Origin of the sequence: Nonomuraea sp. NPDC048916 (genome assembly GCF_040649575.1) — a bacterium.
GTDB lineage: Bacteria > Actinomycetota > Actinomycetes > Streptosporangiales > Streptosporangiaceae > Nonomuraea.
In genome coordinates this window covers 293,647-309,080 of record NZ_JBEZFS010000001.1, presented here as the reverse complement: position 1 = coordinate 309,080, position 15,434 = coordinate 293,647, and the positions used below count along the sequence as shown (strand labels likewise).

At 68.3% G+C, this 15,434-nt stretch carries 19 protein-coding genes and 1 pseudogene; 13 read left to right on the top strand and 7 right to left on the bottom strand.

Annotated elements, in window-relative coordinates; all coding sequences use genetic code 11:
* The 6 genes and pseudogenes from AB0C16_RS01605 to AB0C16_RS01580 form a co-directional block, all read left to right on the top strand.
* Positions 1–270: hypothetical protein (locus tag AB0C16_RS01605; protein ID WP_357677696.1), on the top strand; the 270-nt coding region annotated here is incomplete at its 5' end.
* A gap of 34 nt (positions 271–304) precedes the next feature.
* Positions 305–892 carry a PadR family transcriptional regulator gene (locus tag AB0C16_RS01600; protein ID WP_357677694.1) on the top strand — a complete coding sequence of 196 codons (588 nt, stop codon included), beginning with the start codon at positions 305–307 and terminating at the stop codon, positions 890–892.
* An 83-nt stretch (positions 893–975) separates the two neighbouring features.
* A complete protein-coding gene (locus AB0C16_RS01595) occupies positions 976–1,707 on the top strand; it encodes a VOC family protein (RefSeq protein WP_357677692.1) in 732 nt (243 codons plus the stop codon).
* Between the two features lie 316 nt (positions 1,708–2,023).
* Positions 2,024–2,386: pseudogene (locus AB0C16_RS01590) on the top strand (AAA family ATPase); the annotation flags it as partial.
* A gap of 115 nt (positions 2,387–2,501) precedes the next feature.
* On the top strand, positions 2,502–3,311 hold the full coding sequence (locus AB0C16_RS01585) for a response regulator transcription factor (protein ID WP_357677690.1): 810 nt from the start codon (positions 2,502–2,504) through the stop codon (positions 3,309–3,311).
* Positions 3,312–3,393: 82 nt separating this feature from the next.
* Positions 3,394–3,666 (top strand): DUF4242 domain-containing protein, encoded by a 273-nt coding sequence (locus AB0C16_RS01580; protein WP_357677688.1) that lies wholly within the window; start codon positions 3,394–3,396, stop codon positions 3,664–3,666.
* A gap of 64 nt (positions 3,667–3,730) precedes the next feature.
* Here AB0C16_RS01580 and AB0C16_RS01575 read toward each other — a convergent pair whose 3' ends face one another.
* From AB0C16_RS01575 to AB0C16_RS01560, 4 genes are read right to left on the bottom strand one after another with little or no spacing between them, the layout of a single operon-like run.
* Positions 3,731–3,823, bottom strand: a complete 93-nt coding sequence (locus tag AB0C16_RS01575) for a zinc-binding dehydrogenase (RefSeq protein ID WP_357677716.1) — start codon at positions 3,821–3,823, stop codon at positions 3,731–3,733.
* Positions 3,824–3,851: 28 nt separating this feature from the next.
* Complete coding sequence (locus tag AB0C16_RS01570) at positions 3,852–5,168, bottom strand: DUF6596 domain-containing protein (RefSeq protein WP_357677687.1); 1,317 nt, start codon at positions 5,166–5,168, stop codon at positions 3,852–3,854.
* On the bottom strand, positions 5,165–5,503 hold the full coding sequence (locus tag AB0C16_RS01565) for a YciI family protein (RefSeq protein ID WP_357677686.1): 339 nt from the start codon (positions 5,501–5,503) through the stop codon (positions 5,165–5,167). Before AB0C16_RS01565 ends, AB0C16_RS01570 begins: the two co-directional genes overlap by 4 nt.
* A 7-nt stretch (positions 5,504–5,510) precedes the next feature.
* A complete protein-coding gene (locus AB0C16_RS01560) occupies positions 5,511–5,879 on the bottom strand; it encodes a YciI family protein (RefSeq protein ID WP_357677683.1) in 369 nt (122 codons plus the stop codon).
* A gap of 184 nt (positions 5,880–6,063) precedes the next feature.
* Between AB0C16_RS01560 and AB0C16_RS01555 the strand changes: the two genes are divergently transcribed.
* Positions 6,064–6,708, top strand: coding sequence for a dihydrofolate reductase family protein (locus AB0C16_RS01555; protein ID WP_357677682.1), 645 nt, complete (start codon positions 6,064–6,066; stop codon positions 6,706–6,708).
* A gap of 246 nt (positions 6,709–6,954) precedes the next feature.
* On the opposite strand, the gene AB0C16_RS01550 is transcribed toward AB0C16_RS01555, so the two are convergent.
* Complete coding sequence (locus AB0C16_RS01550; protein ID WP_357677680.1) at positions 6,955–7,941, bottom strand: NAD(P)-dependent alcohol dehydrogenase; 987 nt, start codon at positions 7,939–7,941, stop codon at positions 6,955–6,957.
* 210 nt (positions 7,942–8,151) lie between these two features.
* Here AB0C16_RS01550 and AB0C16_RS01545 point away from each other — a divergent pair, with 210 nt between their 5' ends.
* On the top strand, positions 8,152–9,009 hold the full coding sequence (locus AB0C16_RS01545) for a DUF2306 domain-containing protein (protein WP_357677678.1): 858 nt from the start codon (positions 8,152–8,154) through the stop codon (positions 9,007–9,009).
* On the opposite strand, the gene AB0C16_RS01540 is transcribed toward AB0C16_RS01545, so the two are convergent.
* On the bottom strand, positions 9,006–9,656 hold the full coding sequence (locus AB0C16_RS01540) for a response regulator transcription factor (RefSeq protein ID WP_357677676.1): 651 nt from the start codon (positions 9,654–9,656) through the stop codon (positions 9,006–9,008). The two genes, AB0C16_RS01545 and AB0C16_RS01540, sit on opposite strands and share 4 nt — an antisense overlap.
* Positions 9,653–10,795 (bottom strand): sensor histidine kinase, encoded by a 1,143-nt coding sequence (locus AB0C16_RS01535; protein ID WP_357677674.1) that lies wholly within the window; start codon positions 10,793–10,795, stop codon positions 9,653–9,655. Before AB0C16_RS01535 ends, AB0C16_RS01540 begins: the two co-directional genes overlap by 4 nt.
* A 265-nt stretch (positions 10,796–11,060) precedes the next feature.
* Here AB0C16_RS01535 and AB0C16_RS01530 point away from each other — a divergent pair, with 265 nt between their 5' ends.
* The 5 genes from AB0C16_RS01530 to AB0C16_RS01510 all read left to right on the top strand — a co-directional run bounded on the left by AB0C16_RS01530 (position 11,061) and on the right by AB0C16_RS01510 (position 15,420).
* Positions 11,061–11,777 (top strand): ABC transporter ATP-binding protein, encoded by a 717-nt coding sequence (locus AB0C16_RS01530; RefSeq protein ID WP_357677672.1) that lies wholly within the window; start codon positions 11,061–11,063, stop codon positions 11,775–11,777.
* A complete protein-coding gene (locus AB0C16_RS01525; RefSeq protein ID WP_357677670.1) occupies positions 11,774–12,496 on the top strand; it encodes an ABC transporter permease in 723 nt (240 codons plus the stop codon). The genes AB0C16_RS01530 and AB0C16_RS01525 overlap by 4 nt, the downstream gene beginning before the upstream one ends.
* Positions 12,490–13,749 (top strand): sensor histidine kinase, encoded by a 1,260-nt coding sequence (locus tag AB0C16_RS01520; RefSeq protein WP_357677668.1) that lies wholly within the window; start codon positions 12,490–12,492, stop codon positions 13,747–13,749. The genes AB0C16_RS01525 and AB0C16_RS01520 overlap by 7 nt, the downstream gene beginning before the upstream one ends.
* Before the next feature lie 15 nt (positions 13,750–13,764).
* Positions 13,765–14,442, top strand: coding sequence for a response regulator transcription factor (locus AB0C16_RS01515; protein ID WP_357677713.1), 678 nt, complete (start codon positions 13,765–13,767; stop codon positions 14,440–14,442).
* A 201-nt stretch (positions 14,443–14,643) separates the two neighbouring features.
* On the top strand, positions 14,644–15,420 hold the full coding sequence (locus tag AB0C16_RS01510) for a neutral zinc metallopeptidase (RefSeq protein WP_357677665.1): 777 nt from the start codon (positions 14,644–14,646) through the stop codon (positions 15,418–15,420).
* Positions 15,421–15,434: the final 14 nt, after the last annotated feature.

Sequence of the window (15,434 nt, the reverse complement as noted above, 5' to 3'; positions counted from 1 at the left end):
ATCAGCGATCCGCGAGGTCACCGTCGCGAGTTCGGCATCCCAGGACACGACGAGATCGTAGGTGAGGCACAAGGTCACTTGCAGACCATCACCGATACACCCGCAGTCACGCTGGCGAACGACTTAAAGATCTACCGATGTAGTACCTGGATCTCGGCGTCAACCCTGTTCCTGCACTCCTCCGTCGCGGATTCGGCCTGTGTGGCCACCTCGGGTGCCTGGTCAAATTTGGCCGGCGAGGAGGTCGGCGGTATTCTCCTTGGAAGCTAGCCAAATTTGGCTAGTCAACGATTGAGGGAGCTCGATGAAATCGGTACGGCTGCTGGTGCTGGGAGCGCTGCGCAGGCGCGGACGCGCACACGGCTACCAGGTCCGCGCGGATCTGGAGTCGTGGGGCGCGCACGAGTGGTCCACCGCCACGTCGGGCTCGGTGTACCACGCGCTCAAGAGCATGGCCGGCCAGGGCCTGCTCGTGACGCACGAGACGGTCCCCTCCGAAGCAGGGGGCCCGCCGCGGATCGAGTATGAGCTAACCGACAAAGGCGAACAGGAGTACTTCGCCCTCCTGAGTCGGGCCCTCGCCGACCGTGAGCCGAGCCTGGACGTGCTGGGCGCCGCCGTCGGCCTGATCGAGGACCTTCCCCGGGAGCGTGCCCTGCGGATGCTGCGCGAGCGAGCCCGTGCGATGCACGAGTGGCGCACGAGCATCACCTCGCAACTGCCTGCGGACACCGATCTGGACGCCTGGGGGCCGATAGGCGAGGTCCTGTCCCTGTGGCTGACCACCGCCGACACCGGCGCCCAATGGACCCACCGGCTGATCCGCCGACTGGAAGAGGGCGCGTTCATCATGGCCGGCGAGGACCCCGCACCCGCGCGGCAGGTCGAATAGCGCCCGCCCTGCCGCGTCCGGGGCCGCGCGGCGCCACGGCCGCCGACCACAGTAACCCCCCCACCATCGGAGCGGAGAAACCCATGGCCAACGAGATCACCGTCCCGCTGCTTCCCTGCCGGTCCATCGACGAGATCGTCGAGTTCTACACCATGCTGGGTTTCACCCGGACCTACTACCAGGTCCGCCCGAACCCGTACGTGTCACTCAAACGCGAAGACCTCCAGCTGGACTTCTTCGGCATCCCGGACTTCAAACCTGAGGACTCCTACGGGACCTGCCTGGTCATCGTTCCCGACACCGGGGAGCTCTTCGAGGCGTTCGCCGCGGGCATGCGCGAGGCCCACGGCAAGCTCCTGGTCTCCGGGATCCCCCGGATGACCCGCCCCCGCAAGCGCAAGAACGCCGAGAACCATTCCGGATTCACCGTCATCGACCCCGGCGGTAACTGGATCAGGATCACGGCCGCCAGTTCCGCGCCCGAGGAGAAGGAAGCGGCCTCCGGCAAGCTCACCACGACTCTGCATAGGGCTGTCGTGATGGGCGACTCCCACGGCAAGCACATACGGGCGGCTCAGATCCTGGACTCGGCCCTGGAGCGGGACAAGGACACTGCGCCGGCGGCCGACCTTCTCGAAGCGCTGGCCTACCGCGCCGAACTCGCACTCCGCGCCGAGGACCCCGCCGCCGCCGGCGACGCCCTCGCCCGGGCCCGCGCGATCACCCTCTCCCAAGCCGAGCGCGAAAAGCTCGCCGAAACCCTGGCCGCCCTCGAAGACATAGAGGCCATTCTCTGGCCCGCACAGCGGCCCTGACCGCGAAGTTCCTTCGAGCGGGACTTCGCATCTTCGTATTCGGGCGGCGGAACTGTTCCGTCGCGTCAAGTCGGCGATCCAGTTCCAGCGTTCGGCTTGCCGTCCACCTTGTGGAGGACGTCGCCGCTCTTGACCTCGAAGGGGCGGTCGACCTGTGGGCTGAGTTCCGGTCGAAGCCGCGGTAGGTCACGGGCGGGGTTGACGGCGACGTGCGCCGCCGCCCCGTACTGGTCTCCTTCCGGCTGGTCCACGCCGCTGGAGGGAGGTGAGAACTGCCCGGTGGCCCGTCGATCGCACCGCCCCATAGCATCCCGTTGTGGAACTGGTGGAACGTGCGGCACTCCTGGCGTCACTGCGGGAGTTCCAGTCGGCCGCCGCGGACGGTCGCGGGAGCATGGTCTTCGTGTCCGGTGAGGCGGGCATCGGCAAGACCGTGTTGGTGGACAGGTTCTGTGCCGGCCTGTCGTCCCGGACCGCGATCCGCCGGGGCTACTGCGATGCGCTCGACACCCCGCGCGCGCTGGGTCCGCTGTACGACATCGCCCGCACCGCCGACGACGGGTTGAACCGGTTGCTGGCCGCCGGAACGGACCGGCACACCATCTTCACCGCGTTCCTTGGTCTGCTCGCCGCCGCTGCGTCGGTCACCGTGGTGGAGGACGCGCACTGGGCCGACGAGGCGACGCTCGATCTGCTGCTGTTCGTCGGCCGCCGCCTCAGCGACCTGCCGGCCATGGTGATCGTGACACCTGGAGCAGGGACGGTGGTCAGAGGCGACCGCCACCGCCACCACAGTGCTCGACGCGCGCCCCGAGCACGTCCCCACCCGCATCGTCGCGTTGACCGTGCTCGGCCGGTTGCGGGCGCGCCGCGGCGACCCCGACGCCCAGACGCCGCTGGACCAGGCATGGACGCTCGCCGAGCGGACCGGCGACTTGCAGCGGCTCTGGCCGACCGCCGCCGCGAAGGCCGAGCTGGCCTGGCTGCGCGGCTCACCCGAGCAGATCGAGGAGGTGGTCGGCGACACCTACCGGCTCGCGGTCCGGCTCGGCCACGCCTGGGCCGCCGGTGAACTGGGGTACTGGCGCTGGGTCGCCGATGCCTCCACGTGGCCCGCAGAGGTCTCAGCGAACCCGTACAGGCTGCAGATGACCGGTGACTGGGTGGACGCGGCCCGGTCCTGGCGCCGGCTCGGCTGTCCATACGAAGCGGCGCTGGCGCTGGCCGAGGGCGACGATGCCGATCAGGGGCTCGCCGCGCTACGGGAGTTGCAGCGACTGGGTGCGTGGTCGGCCGCCGAGCTGGTGGCCCGACGGCTCCGTGAGCACGGCGTGCGCCGGTTGCCCCGCCAACCACGGCGGGCCACCCGCGGCAATCCGGCCCGCCTGACCAGCCGTGAGATCGACGTGCTGCGGCTGATGCCCGAAGGCCTGCGTAACGTCGACATCGCCGCGCGGCTGCACATCTCGCCGAAGACGGTCGATCACCACGTCTCGGCCATCCTCGCCAAGCTCGGTGTCGCCTCCCGCCACGCAGCGGCGCGCTGGGTGCGCGACAACCCGGGTGCCCTCTCCGAAAATGGGGAATCGCCCGGGGCAATGTAGGGAGCGCTTCCCGATCTCCCCATTCCGGCGGTCCGGCAGAGTCCTTCTCGACAGGTCTCCCCCTGTCAGGAAGGAATAGATCATGCCCCGTTACCTGGTCGAACGCATCTTCCCCGACGGCCTGGCCATCCCGGCCGACGGCGAAGGCGCCAAGCAGTGCCTGCGCGTCGTGGACGGCAACGCCGAGCACACCGTGACCTGGGTGCACTCGTACGTCAGCCCCGACCACACGAAGACCTACTGTATTTACGACGGTCCCTCACCGGAGTCGATCCGCATGGCCGCGGAAAGCAACGGTCTGCCGGTGGAGCACATCACCGAGGTCCGCGTTCTCGACCCGTACTTCTATCACTGAAGCGGCCCGGGGGCCCGCCACCAGGGAGTGGTACGCGGTGGACGCGGCGGGTCGGTGCGGTGGCTCAGACCGTGATGACGACCTTCCCTGGGGCGTGCCCTTGTTCCTGATATCTGATGGCGGCCGGGATCTCCTTGAAGGGATAACTCCGGTCGATGTCGGTGAGATCGCCCCGGGTCGGCGGATCATCCTCCTGACCGCTTTCCGGAAGACGCGGATGAGGGAAGATCGAGAAGTGGACCGGGCACGTCGGGCGCTGAATCGGTGCATCTATGAACCCTGTCCCGCAGGTAGCGCTGTTCGGGGAGGCTCGTGGTACGCCGGGCCGCCAGTCGATAGTTCTCTGTCGCGGCAGCGTACTCGCCGGCCAACTCCTGCAGGTGGGCGCGCACGGCGTGGAGGCGATGGTGACGGGCGATCCGGGGGTCGCCGTCCAGGCTTTCCAGCAGTTCGAGCCCGGCCTGGGGCCCGCGGGTCATCGCGACCGCGACGGCGTGATTGAGCGTGACCATCGGGTTCGGCGCGATCCGAGTGAGGATTCCGTACAGGATGCGGATCTGTTCCCAGTCGGTGTCCCCGGCTCGCGGCGCCTGGACGTGCAGCGCGGCGATCGCCGCCTGGAGCTGGTAAGGGCCGAGGGGTGAGGCGGACATGGCGTCGGTGACCAGCGCGGTGCCCTCCTCGATCATGGCGGCGTCCCATCGGTCGCGGTCCTGCTCGGCCAGTGGCACGAGGTCACCGTCCGGGCCGGTGCGCGCCGCGCGGCGGGCGTCGGTCAGCAGCATCAGCGACAGCAGCCCGGCCACTTCACCGTCATTCGGCAAGGACCGGTGCGCCATACGGGCGAGCCGGATCGCCTCTGCGGTGAGCTCGCCGCGGTGCAGGTCGGGCCCGGAGCTGGTGGTGTAGCCCTCGTTGAAGATCAGGTAGAGCACGTGCAGGACGGCGTCCAGCCGGCCGGCCCACTCCTGGGCCGACGGCATTGTGAACGACGCGCCGACGGCTTTGATCCGTTGCTTGGCGCGGCTGATCCGCGGCGCCATGGTGGCCTCCGGCACCAGGAATGCCCGCGCCACCTCGGTGGCGCTGAGGCCGCCGACGGCATGCAGAGTGAGCGCCACCTGAGAGGCGGGCGTCAGCGCCGGGTGGCAGCACAGGAACAGCAACACGAGGGCGTCGTCCTGGTCGCTTGGGCTCCCATCACCGGGCGCCGGCGCGAGACCGGCGTGCGGCGCCTCCCGCGCCGCCGCGGTGACCTCCCGGCGGCGGCGGGCCTGCTCGCTGCGCACCTGGTCGACCAGGCGGCGGGAGGCGACGGTCACCAGCCAGGACCGCGGGCTTCGCGGGACGCCCTCGGCAGGCCACTGCGTCGCCGCCGCGAGCAACGCCTCCTGCACCGCATCCTCGCACTCCTCGAACCCGCCGTACCGGCGCAGGAGCACGCCGAGGACCTGCGGCACCAGTTCGCGCAGCAGATCCCCGAGGGGTTCGGTCGTGCTCACATCTCCATCCCGGCCGAGTCCATCAGCGGCCGTATCTCCACGCCGCCGAGCTGACCGCCCGCTATCAGGGTGGCCAGCTCCACGGCACGCGCCCGGCTCTCGCAGTCCACCACGTACTGGCCGACGACATGATCCGAGGTCTGGAGGTATGGGCCCTCGGTCACCGTCACCACGCCGTCCCGAGCCCGTGCGACCGCGCTGATGGACGGATCGGCGAATGCGTGGGCACTGATCAGTTCCCCTGCCTGCCTGGCCGCGGCCAGGAACTCCTCATGGTCAAACCCTTCTCCCGGCAGGTCCGCCGCGTGCAGGTAGAGGTTCAGCAGGAACTTCACCGCGTGCTCAGTCGTCTGCCCCGCCCGCGTAGAGCACCGGCCGCACCTCGATGCCCAGGCCCTCGACGCCGGCGTCCGGGATGAGCGCGGCCAGCTCCAAGGCACGCTCCCGGCTGTCGCACTCCACCAGGTAGTAGCCGCCGAGGTACTCCTTGGCCTCAAGGTAGGGCCCGTCCGTCACCGCCGGGACGCCGCCCCGGACCTTGACCACAGCGCTCTGCGACGGGTCGGCCAGCGCGGTGGTGCTGATCATCTCCCCGGATCTCTTGATGGTCTCCATGAACGGGCCGTGGCCGCTCATCACCTCATTGCGCTCCTCCTCGGTCAGCGCGTCCCAGATCTGCGGGTTGTTATGCATGATCAACATGAACTTCATGCGTCGTCTCCTTCGACGGCCGGGGGCGCCCCTGAGGCGCTGTTCTCCATGGAGTCGGAGCCGGTGCCGTCTTCTTGCGGTATCCGACCGCAAGAATCTCCCCACTGCTCCGACTGTCTCCCTGAAGGGCGCCTGACCTGGCCGTCCTGTCAGAAGTTGTTTGTCAGTTCCTAAAGGAGGACGCATGTCGCAGCTGTTGAGGGTGCAGTGCTTCAACGTGTCGCGGGACGGGTTCGGGGCCGGGGAGGGGCAGAGCTTGGACCGGCCCTTCGGGCACGCGGACCCCACCCCCCTCTGGTCCTGGGCGGGTGCCACCGCCAGCTGGGTGAACCGCACCGACCCCGGCGGCACTCGCGGCCTGGACGACTACCTGACCCGCGACTACACCCACAACATCGGAGCGGAGATCATGGGGCGTAACAAGTTCGGCCCTCAGCGTGGCCCTTGGGAGAACCACGAGTGGCAGGGATGGTGGGGAGACACCCCGCCGTTCCGCACACCGGTCTTCGTGCTCACCCACCACGAACGCCCGTCTTTCACCCTGGCCGACACCGCCTTCCACTTCCTCGACGCGACACCGGCCGAGGCGCTGGCACGCGCGAAGCAGGCCGCCGACGGCCGGGACGTGCGCCTCGGCGGCGGAGTCGCCACCGTCCGCGAATTCATCGAGGCCGACCTGGTCGACACGATGCACATCGCCGTCGCGCCCGTCGACCTCGGTCGGGGCGAACGACTGTGGGAGAGTCATACCGAGCTGCTCGACCGCTTCCACCTTGAGACGGTGCCGAGCCCCAGCGGAGTCACTCACCTGTTGTTCTGGAGACGATGACCGTAGGTCGGAGAACTCTGACGGCTCGGTGGCCGGCCCCTCGTGTAGCCGGATGCGCTCCCAGACACCCTGAATTTCTGCATTCTTCTCGGCTGTCTTGAGCGCGTCGGCGGAGATGTCGACATATCTCTAACAGGCCACATCAGCCGTTCAACCGCACCGCCGGAATCCCGTCCGACATCGCCGGTGGGACCACACGCACGGTGATCACCTCAGCGGGCCACAATATGTGGCGGGTCTGGTGGCTCAGACCGTGATGACGACCTTCCCTGGGGCGTGCCCTTGTTCCTGATATCTGATGGCGGCCGGGATCTCCTCGAAGGGGTAACTTCGGTCGATGACCGGCGTGAGCTTCCCATCCTGGATGAACTCGGTCAGTGTCATCAGGTTCTGTTTGGTTTCCGGGCATCGGACCACGTCCGCCATGGCCGTCTTTTGGGACACGAACGGTGACGCCACGAGTGCCGAGAACATGTGGCCGACGGGTTGCAGCCATCGGCCGGCCGGGCCGCCGACGATGACGCGGGTCCCGCCGGGGGTCAACGCCCGCCGGCATGCCGACATCGGGCGGCCTCCCGCGATGTCCAGCAGGAGGTCGTAGCGCCGTCCATTCCGGGTGAAGTCCTCTTTGGTGTAGTCGATGACCTCATCCGCGCCGATCGAGCGGACCAGGTCCACGTTCCGTGTGCTGCAGACGCCGGTGACCTCCGCGCCGAACGCCCGGGCGAGCTGCACGGCGAACGTGCCCACACCTCCCGAAGCGCCGTTGACCAGGACCTTTTGTCCCGGCTGGATTCGTCCGTTGTCGCGCAGGCCCAGCAGGGCGGTGTTGGCCGCCATTGGTACCGCCGCCGCCTGTTCGTATGACAGGTTCTTCGGTTTCGGCGCCAGTTCATCTTCCCGGACGCATACGTACTCGGCGAAGCCGCCCTGCTTGGGCATGGCGAACACCTCGTCGCCGGGGCGGAACTCCGTCACGTCCTTGCCGACCGCCTCGACCCGTCCCGCCATGTCGGCGCCCAAGATGCAGATCTTCGGCTTACGCAGCCCGGGGCCGCCGCCCATCAGACGCGCGATGTACGGCTCTCCTCTCATGAAGTGCCAGTCATAGGGCTGGACGGAGGTGGCCCGCACCCGGACCAACACCTCGTCGTCGCCGGGCACGGGCTGGTCGATGTCGGTGAGATCCAATGCGTCGGGTGAGCCGTACGAACGCAGGACGAACGCCTTCATCACATTCTCCTCATCCATCGCGGGGTTGACGGGGCGGCGGAATCGCCGCCCGGATGGCGACAAGTGCGTCTCGAGCCACGGAATCAGCGTAAAAGGCCTGTAGGGAGGGCTCATCGGCCGAAAGTACGCCTGATTCGTGGATGATCGGCCGACTCAGATCAGACCCTTGTGCCGATGAGCCGCCCCTGTCTCAGTCGTCACGATCGGGTCATGACCGACGAGGGCCTGACAGAACATCTTCCGTTTCCGCAGTCGCCGCGAAGCGGCCGGCCGGCGGCGGGCCGGAACACGGCAGGGGCTTCCGCCGTGGCCTCCTCCGCCAGGGCGGACTGGCTCGTGCCGGCTGCGCTGGTCGTGCTCAGCGCTGTTCCGATGGCCGCCGGGGCCGTCCGCCTGACCGAGCTGACGGGCGGCGCCGAAATCACACCGGAGAACGCACGGTTCTTCGCGGCGCCGCTGCCTGTGGTGCTGCACATCCTCAGCGTCAGCCTGTACAGCGTTCTGGGGGCCTTTCAGTTCGCGTTCCGCTTCCGCCGCCGGAGGCCTGCCTGGCACCGTGTCGCCGGGCGCGTACTGGTCCCATGCGGACTCGTCGCGGCGCTTTCGGGGCTGTGGATGACCCTGTTCTATCCCCGCCCTGACGGTGACGGTGATCTGCTTTCCGGCTTCCGGCTCGTGTTCGGGTCGGCCATGGCCTTGGCCCTTGTCCTCGGCGTCGCCGCGATCCGGCGGCGGGACATCGCCCGGCACCGCGCCTGGATGATCCGCGGTTATGCGATCGGCCTGGGCGCGGGCACGCAGGTGCTGACCCACCTGTTCTGGTTCCTGATCATCGGCACACCTGGTGAGCTCCCCAGGGCGCTGCTCACGGGCGCCGGCTGGGTGACGAACCTCGCCGTGGCCGAATGGATCATCCGTAGGCGACCGGCCAATCCGGCTCGCGCCTTGCCGGCCCGCCACCGTGAGGGCCGAATGGCGTCGAGCCGTCACGGCGAGGGATCCGGAAACCGACCGGCGGTCGCCGTACGTCACCGTTCAGGAGCGGCGTCGCGCCCGACTCGGTTCTAGACGCGCTTGGTCTCATAGGCCCACATGGCGATCTCGACGCGGTTGCGGGCGCCGAGCTTGGCCATCAGGCTGGCGATGTGGGACTTGACGGTGCTGAGAGAGATGTGAAACTCGTCGGCGATCTCGTTGTTGGTGCGCCCGCGTGCCACGGTGACCAGGATCTGTTCCTCCCGGTCCGTGAGCACCTCGATGGGTCGCACCGGCGGTGAGCCGGACCCGGTGCGGGCGAAGGCTTCGAGCAGTCGCGCGGTGATGCTCGGGGCGATGAGCGCGTCGCCGTTCGCGGCGGCGTGGACGGCATGGGAGAGCATGTCGGCGCCGGCGTTCTTGAGCAGAAAACCCCGGGCGCCGGCTCGCAGGGCGGCGTAGATGTACTCGTCGAGGTCGAAAGTGGTGATGACGACGACGGCGAGTGGAGAGTCGACGTTCGGCCCGGCGAGGGAGCGGGTGGCTTCGATGCCGTCAAGGCCGGGCATGCGAATGTCGAACAGGCACACGTCAGGGCGTAGCCGCCGCGCGAGCTCCACGGCTCGCCGCCCGTCGGCGGCTTCGCCGACGACCTCGATGTCCGGCTGGGCGTTGAGGATCATCGTGAGCCCGGTGCGGGCGATCTCCTGGTCGTCGGCGACGATCACCCGGATGCTCACGTCACCGCCCCGGTTCGGGGTAGTACGGCGGTCACGGTCCACCCTCGATCCGGGGCGGGGCCGGCTTCGCAGGTGCCGCCCAGCAGGTCAGCGCGTTCGATCATGCCGATGAGGCCATATCCCGGTGACGCGGCCGGGCGTACAAGGCCGCCGTCGTCGCTCACGCGCAGGCGCACCGATGTGTCGTCGGCGGTCACGCGAACCTCGATGCGGGTGACATGACGGGCGTGCCGTCGAGCGTTGGTGACCGACTCCTGGGCGATGCGGTAGATCGCGGCCTCGACCGACGGGGGAAGGTCGCCGATGTCGCCCGAGACCTCCACGTCGACGGACGGGCCGGCGCGGCCTCGGCTCGCGAGCTGTTCGAGGTCGGTGATGCGTCGGCCGGGCGCCAGCTCCGCGGGTTGGTCCCGGCGCAGGAGGCGGACCATGGCGCGCATCTCATCGAGGGCGCGTGCCGCCTCGGCCTCGATCACGTGGAGTGCCTCGGTCGCGGCGTCCGGCCGCGACGCCGACGTGGCGAGGCCCGCCTGTGCTCGGATCGCCATCGCCGAGACGTGATGGGCGACGGTGTCGTGCAGGTCGCGGGCCAGCTGTTCGCGTTCGAGCAACTTGATCTGGTCGAGCTCGCGCATTCTCGCCCGGGCCCGGTAGCGGAGCGCCCCGCCCAGGGCGATGGCCGAGAACGTGACGGCGAACGCGCCGATCGTGTCGCCGGGGGTGAGGCGACCGAAGAACAGCGAGAGGGAGACCGCGACGAGCATGATCGTCAAACCGATCACGACCTCGCGTCCCGACCCCCACCGGAACAGCGAGTACAGCAAGACCAGTATGTACACCATCGTGTACGTCTCTAAGGCGTCGCCGTCCGTCAACAGCGGGGCCAGGCTCGTGGTGGCAACGACGATCACGACCATCAGCAGCGGCCTGGTCCGGCGCCACAACAGCGTGGGCACCAGTCCGACGGTGACGGTCACCGAGACGGCCCGCCACGGAAGATCGGCCCGCAGAACTCCTTCGAGCACCGCGGCCGCCACGAGCACTCCCACGAGTGCCCAGTCCCGCCACACCCGCGGCGGCGGGTTGGATGGGCGGGGCTCGTCCCACACGGAGCGAAAAAGGGCGAGCACGTAAGACATGGTACGTCCGTGCTCCGGGCGGCCCAAAGCACGAGACGCATATTTCGCCCGCGTTGTGGCGTGGGCGCCTGCGCACTCTCGAGCTGCCCATGCATGAGCTCCAGCGCCCGATCGAGGCGCACGTAGCTGCTGGTCGAGTCCACCACGTTCGTGACCTTGGCCAGGCCGAGCGTGGTGTCGATGAAGGCGCGGGGTAGCGGCGGGTTGATCCCCGTCAACCGTTCGGTGGATGCCGAAAGCGTCGCCCGCCGATGATTCTCGGAGCATGACAGCCATCGAGATGGACGGCCTGCGTAAAAGCTACAAAGCCGGCAAGGCGGTAGACGGTGTCTCGCTGAGGGTGGAGCGAGGGGAGATCTTCGGAATCGCCGGCCCCAACGGAGCGGGGAAGACCACGATCGTGGAGTGCGCGTCGGGGTTGCGGCGGAGAGACGGCGGCACCCTGCGCGTGCTGGGTCTGGACCCGCAAAGCGACCGGCGCGAGCTGCTGCAGCGCATCGGTGTCCAACTGCAGGAGGCGGCCCTACCTGACGCGATCAAAGTCGGTGAGGCGTTACGGATGTATGCCTCTTTCTATGACAAGCCCGCCGACTGGCGGGAACTCATGGACGAGTGGGGGCTGACGGACAAGAGACGCGCCGGCTTCGCGAGCCTGTCCGGCGGCTGGAAGCAGCGGCTGTTCATCGCGCTGGCCCTGGTCGGCAACCCGGACGTCGTCTTCCTCGACGAGCTCACCACGGGCCTGGACCCCTCGGCTCGCCGTACGACCTGGGGCCTGATCCGCGAGATGCGCGAGCGCGGGGTCACCGTCGTGCTGGTCACTCATTTCATGGACGAGGCCGAGGCGCTGTGCGACCGCATCGCGATCGTCGATCAGGGCCGGGTCGTCGCCGAGGGGAGCCCGCGCGAGCTGATCACGAAGGGGCGATCCGATTCGCTGGAGGGCGCGTACTTCGCGTTGACCGGAAGGGACATGGCATGAAAGGCATCACGCAGGTCATCGCGGTCGAGCTCAAACTGATCATGCGTGATCCGATGTCGGCGTTCTTCGCCCTGGCCTTCCCGTTGATCATGTTGTGGGTCAAGTTGCGCAGCGGCAAACCCCTGCCGGGCGGGCTGCCGGCCGTCGACGCCACGGTGCCGATGCTGAGCATCTTCGTCATCGGTCTCGCCGCGCTGGTCATCCTCCCTGCCACGCTCGCCGGCTACAGAGAACGCCGGGTGCTGAAGCGGCTGCGCGCCACTCCCGCCTCGCCCACCATGCTGTTCGGCGCCCAGTGGGTCGCTCACATGTCGCTGGCCGCGATCGGGACGGTCCTGCTGATCGTCATCGGCCTGGCCGTCTACGGGCTGACGGCACCGGCGAACGTGGGGGGTTTTCTCCTGGCGTGGATACTCGGCGCGCTGAGCCTCAGCTCCATCGGCCTTCTCGTCGGCGCGCTCGTTCCCAGCGGCCGCGCCGCGACGGTGATCGGGCTGAGCCTCTTCTTTCCGATGGGCTTCCTCTCCGGCGCCATCATCCCCCGCGAGACCATGTCCGGCTCGATGCGTGCCATCGGCGACCTGACCCCCATGGCCCCCGCGGTCCAGGCGGTCCGCGACGGCTGGGCGGGCGATGCGATGTCCCCGGTTACCCTGGGCGTCATGGTCGCGATCTCCATCGTCGCCGGCGGCGTCGCCCTCAGGGTGTTTCGGTGGTAGCCACCGACGGCCCTGCCGCCTCGCGCTGGGATCGTTTCCGGCCCGCCCTGCCTTACCTCTTCATCCTGCTTCCGGCGGTCTTCGCCTTGCTGCGGGACTGGAGACCGGAGGTGCTGGCCCTGGTGTTGCTCGCCGGCGCCTGGCACTGGTTCATGGTCACGTCGCACCCCGGCTGGATCGAGAGGCCGGTGCTGGTGATCGTTTATTTCGTCGTGATTCTCGCCGTCATCGGGGCGCTGATCAGAATCGACACGCTGTTCACGGTGACGGCCCTGGCGATGTTCATCCAGTCCTTCACCCTGATCTCCGGGTGGTGGGCATACGCGGGGCTGGCCGCGACGGCCGGTGTGCTGGTCGTCGCTCGCCCTGAGCAAGGGCGGACCCCGAGCCAGATGCTCTTCTCCTTCCTCGTCGCGCTGCTGATCGCCTCCGCCATCGGCCTGGTCGGCCAGGACATCCGCGATCAGAACGAGAATCGCAAGGTGATGATCGCGCAGTTGCGGGAGGCCGGCGCCAAGCTGGCCGCGCTCGCGGAGGAGAACGCGAATCTGCAGGCCCGGCTGCTGACCAGCGCTCGTGAGGCCGGCGTGCTCGAGGAGCGGCAGCGGATGGCCAGGGAGATCCACGACACCGTCGCGCAGGGCCTGACCGCCATCCTCACCCAGCTCGAAGCCGCCGACGCGATCGATGACACACCTGCCGTTCGCTCGCGCCTGAGCACAGTGCGCACCCTGGCCAGGGAGAGCCTGAACGAAGCCCGGCGATCGGTTCAGGCGTTGCGTCCGGCGCCGCTGGACGAGGCCCAACTCGCCACCGCCCTTCACGGCATCGCCGCGAAATGGTCGCAGAGCACAGGCGTACCCGTCTCCGTGTCGGTCACCGGCGACCCTCGGCCGCTGCACGCGGAGGTGGAGATCACCTTGCTGCGGGTGGCGCAGGAGGCCCTGGTCAACGTCGGCAAGCACGCCTCGGCCGGTCGGGTCGGCGTCACCCTGTCGTACATGGAGGACGTCGTGGCGCTGGACGTGCGTGACGACGGGGCGGGCTTCACCCTGGAGGCGGCGAACTCCGAGAACGCGGGTGGCTTCGGGCTCATCGCGATGCGTCAGCGGGTGATCCGGCTGGCCGGTGACTTCGAGATCGAGACGGCCCCCGGCCAGGGAACGGGGATCTCCGCCACCATTCCAGCCATTCCAGCCATCCCGGCCGACTCGGAGCCGGGATCGTTCGACCGCGCTGGAAACGGGTGGTGAGACATGCCGATTCGTATGATCATCGTGGATGACCATCCAGTCGTCCGCGACGGGCTGCGTGGGATCTTCGCCGACGACGATGCCTTCGAGGTCGTCGGTGAGGCGGCCGACGGGCCGGAGGCACTCACCGTGGCCATGCGCACGCATCCCGATGTCGTGCTCATGGACCTGCGGATGCCGAAGATGAGCGGGGCAGAGGTCATCCGCAGGCTCCGCGAACAGACGCCCGGCATCCATGTGCTGGTCCTGACCACCTTCGACAACGACGCCGACGTCCTTCCAGCGATCGAGCAGGGCGCCACCGGCTACCTGCTCAAGGACACCCCGCGCGCCGACCTGCGCCGCGCCGTGCGGGCGGCGGCTCGCGGTGAGACGGTGCTGTCACCCTCCGTGGCCGGTGCGCTGGCGCACCAGGCACGCGCGCCGGAGCGGCGGACGCTGAGCCGTCGCGAACTCGAGGTGCTCGGGCTCATCGCCCGTGGCGCGACCAATCGTGAGGTCGCCGCGAAACTGTTCATCACCGAGGCGACGGTGAAGACGCATCTGCTGCACATCTTCGCCAAGCTCGAGGTCAATGATCGGGCGGCCGCGGTCGCGGCGGCGTATGAGGCCGGCCTGCTCAAGCCGAGCACCGATGCCCGTATCGGCGATCGAGGAACTCGGCCGCGTGGTGCGGACGATCTTCATCGGTGACGGACGTGGGAGCCCTTCGTCGCTGCAGGTGCCGGCCTTGGAGCGGGCGCGATGTCGTGACCGCCACCGCTTCGGTCGCTCCTACCGTCCTCCGGGGGCAGCACGGCCCGCCCGAGGACATCGAGTCCTTCCACCGGGCCCCTGTGATCCATCCCCGCACCATATGCACCAAAATGCCACCCTGCTCATAAGATATCGATCATGCGTTTAGCCCCTCTTCTTGCAGGTTGCACAGCTTTCTGGCTCTTACTCTCCGGTACGGCCCACGCGACCGCGTACCCCATCAAAGATCCCGTCCTGACCAAGAACAAGCTGTACCGCAGCGGCGAGCTCAGCCCGAGCGAATGCCCGGAGCGGGACATCAAGCGGAACGACATCCCTTCCGCCAAGAGGTATCTGACCTCGGTGTTGAACTGCCTCAACACCTCCTGGGCCGCCTATTCGAAGCAGGCGAACCTGCCGTTCGCCAAGGCGAGAATCGGATTCATCACCAAACCACGTCGCTACTGCGGACACGCCTGGGGAAAGTACACCGCGGCGACGTACTGCGGCGACGAGAGGCGCTTCCTCATCCTTCTGGATGACGACCTGCTCGACCAGCCCTGGGACCTGTTCCTCTTCCAGTTGGTCGCCCACGAGTACGGGCACCACGTGCAGAACCTCACCCGGATGGAGCGCGCGTTCCAGTACTACCCGTACAAGGGCAAGAAGGAGCTGAAAGAACAGATCCGGCGCAACGAGTTGCAGGCCGAGTGCCTGGGAGGCGCCTTCGTGGGCAGCTTCTGGGACTCCCTGGACCGGACGGCGGAGGACTGGGACGAACTGCTGGACACCACGCGTAGAAGCGGCGACGAGTGGACCAAGGGCGGCGACCACGGGAAGGGTCGTAACATCGCCGCCTGGCTCGACAAGGGCTTCCGCGCCGCGTCTCCGGCGGTGTGCAACACCTGGACGGCCCCGGCGTCCAAGGTGTCGTGATCTGTGGCCGGTTC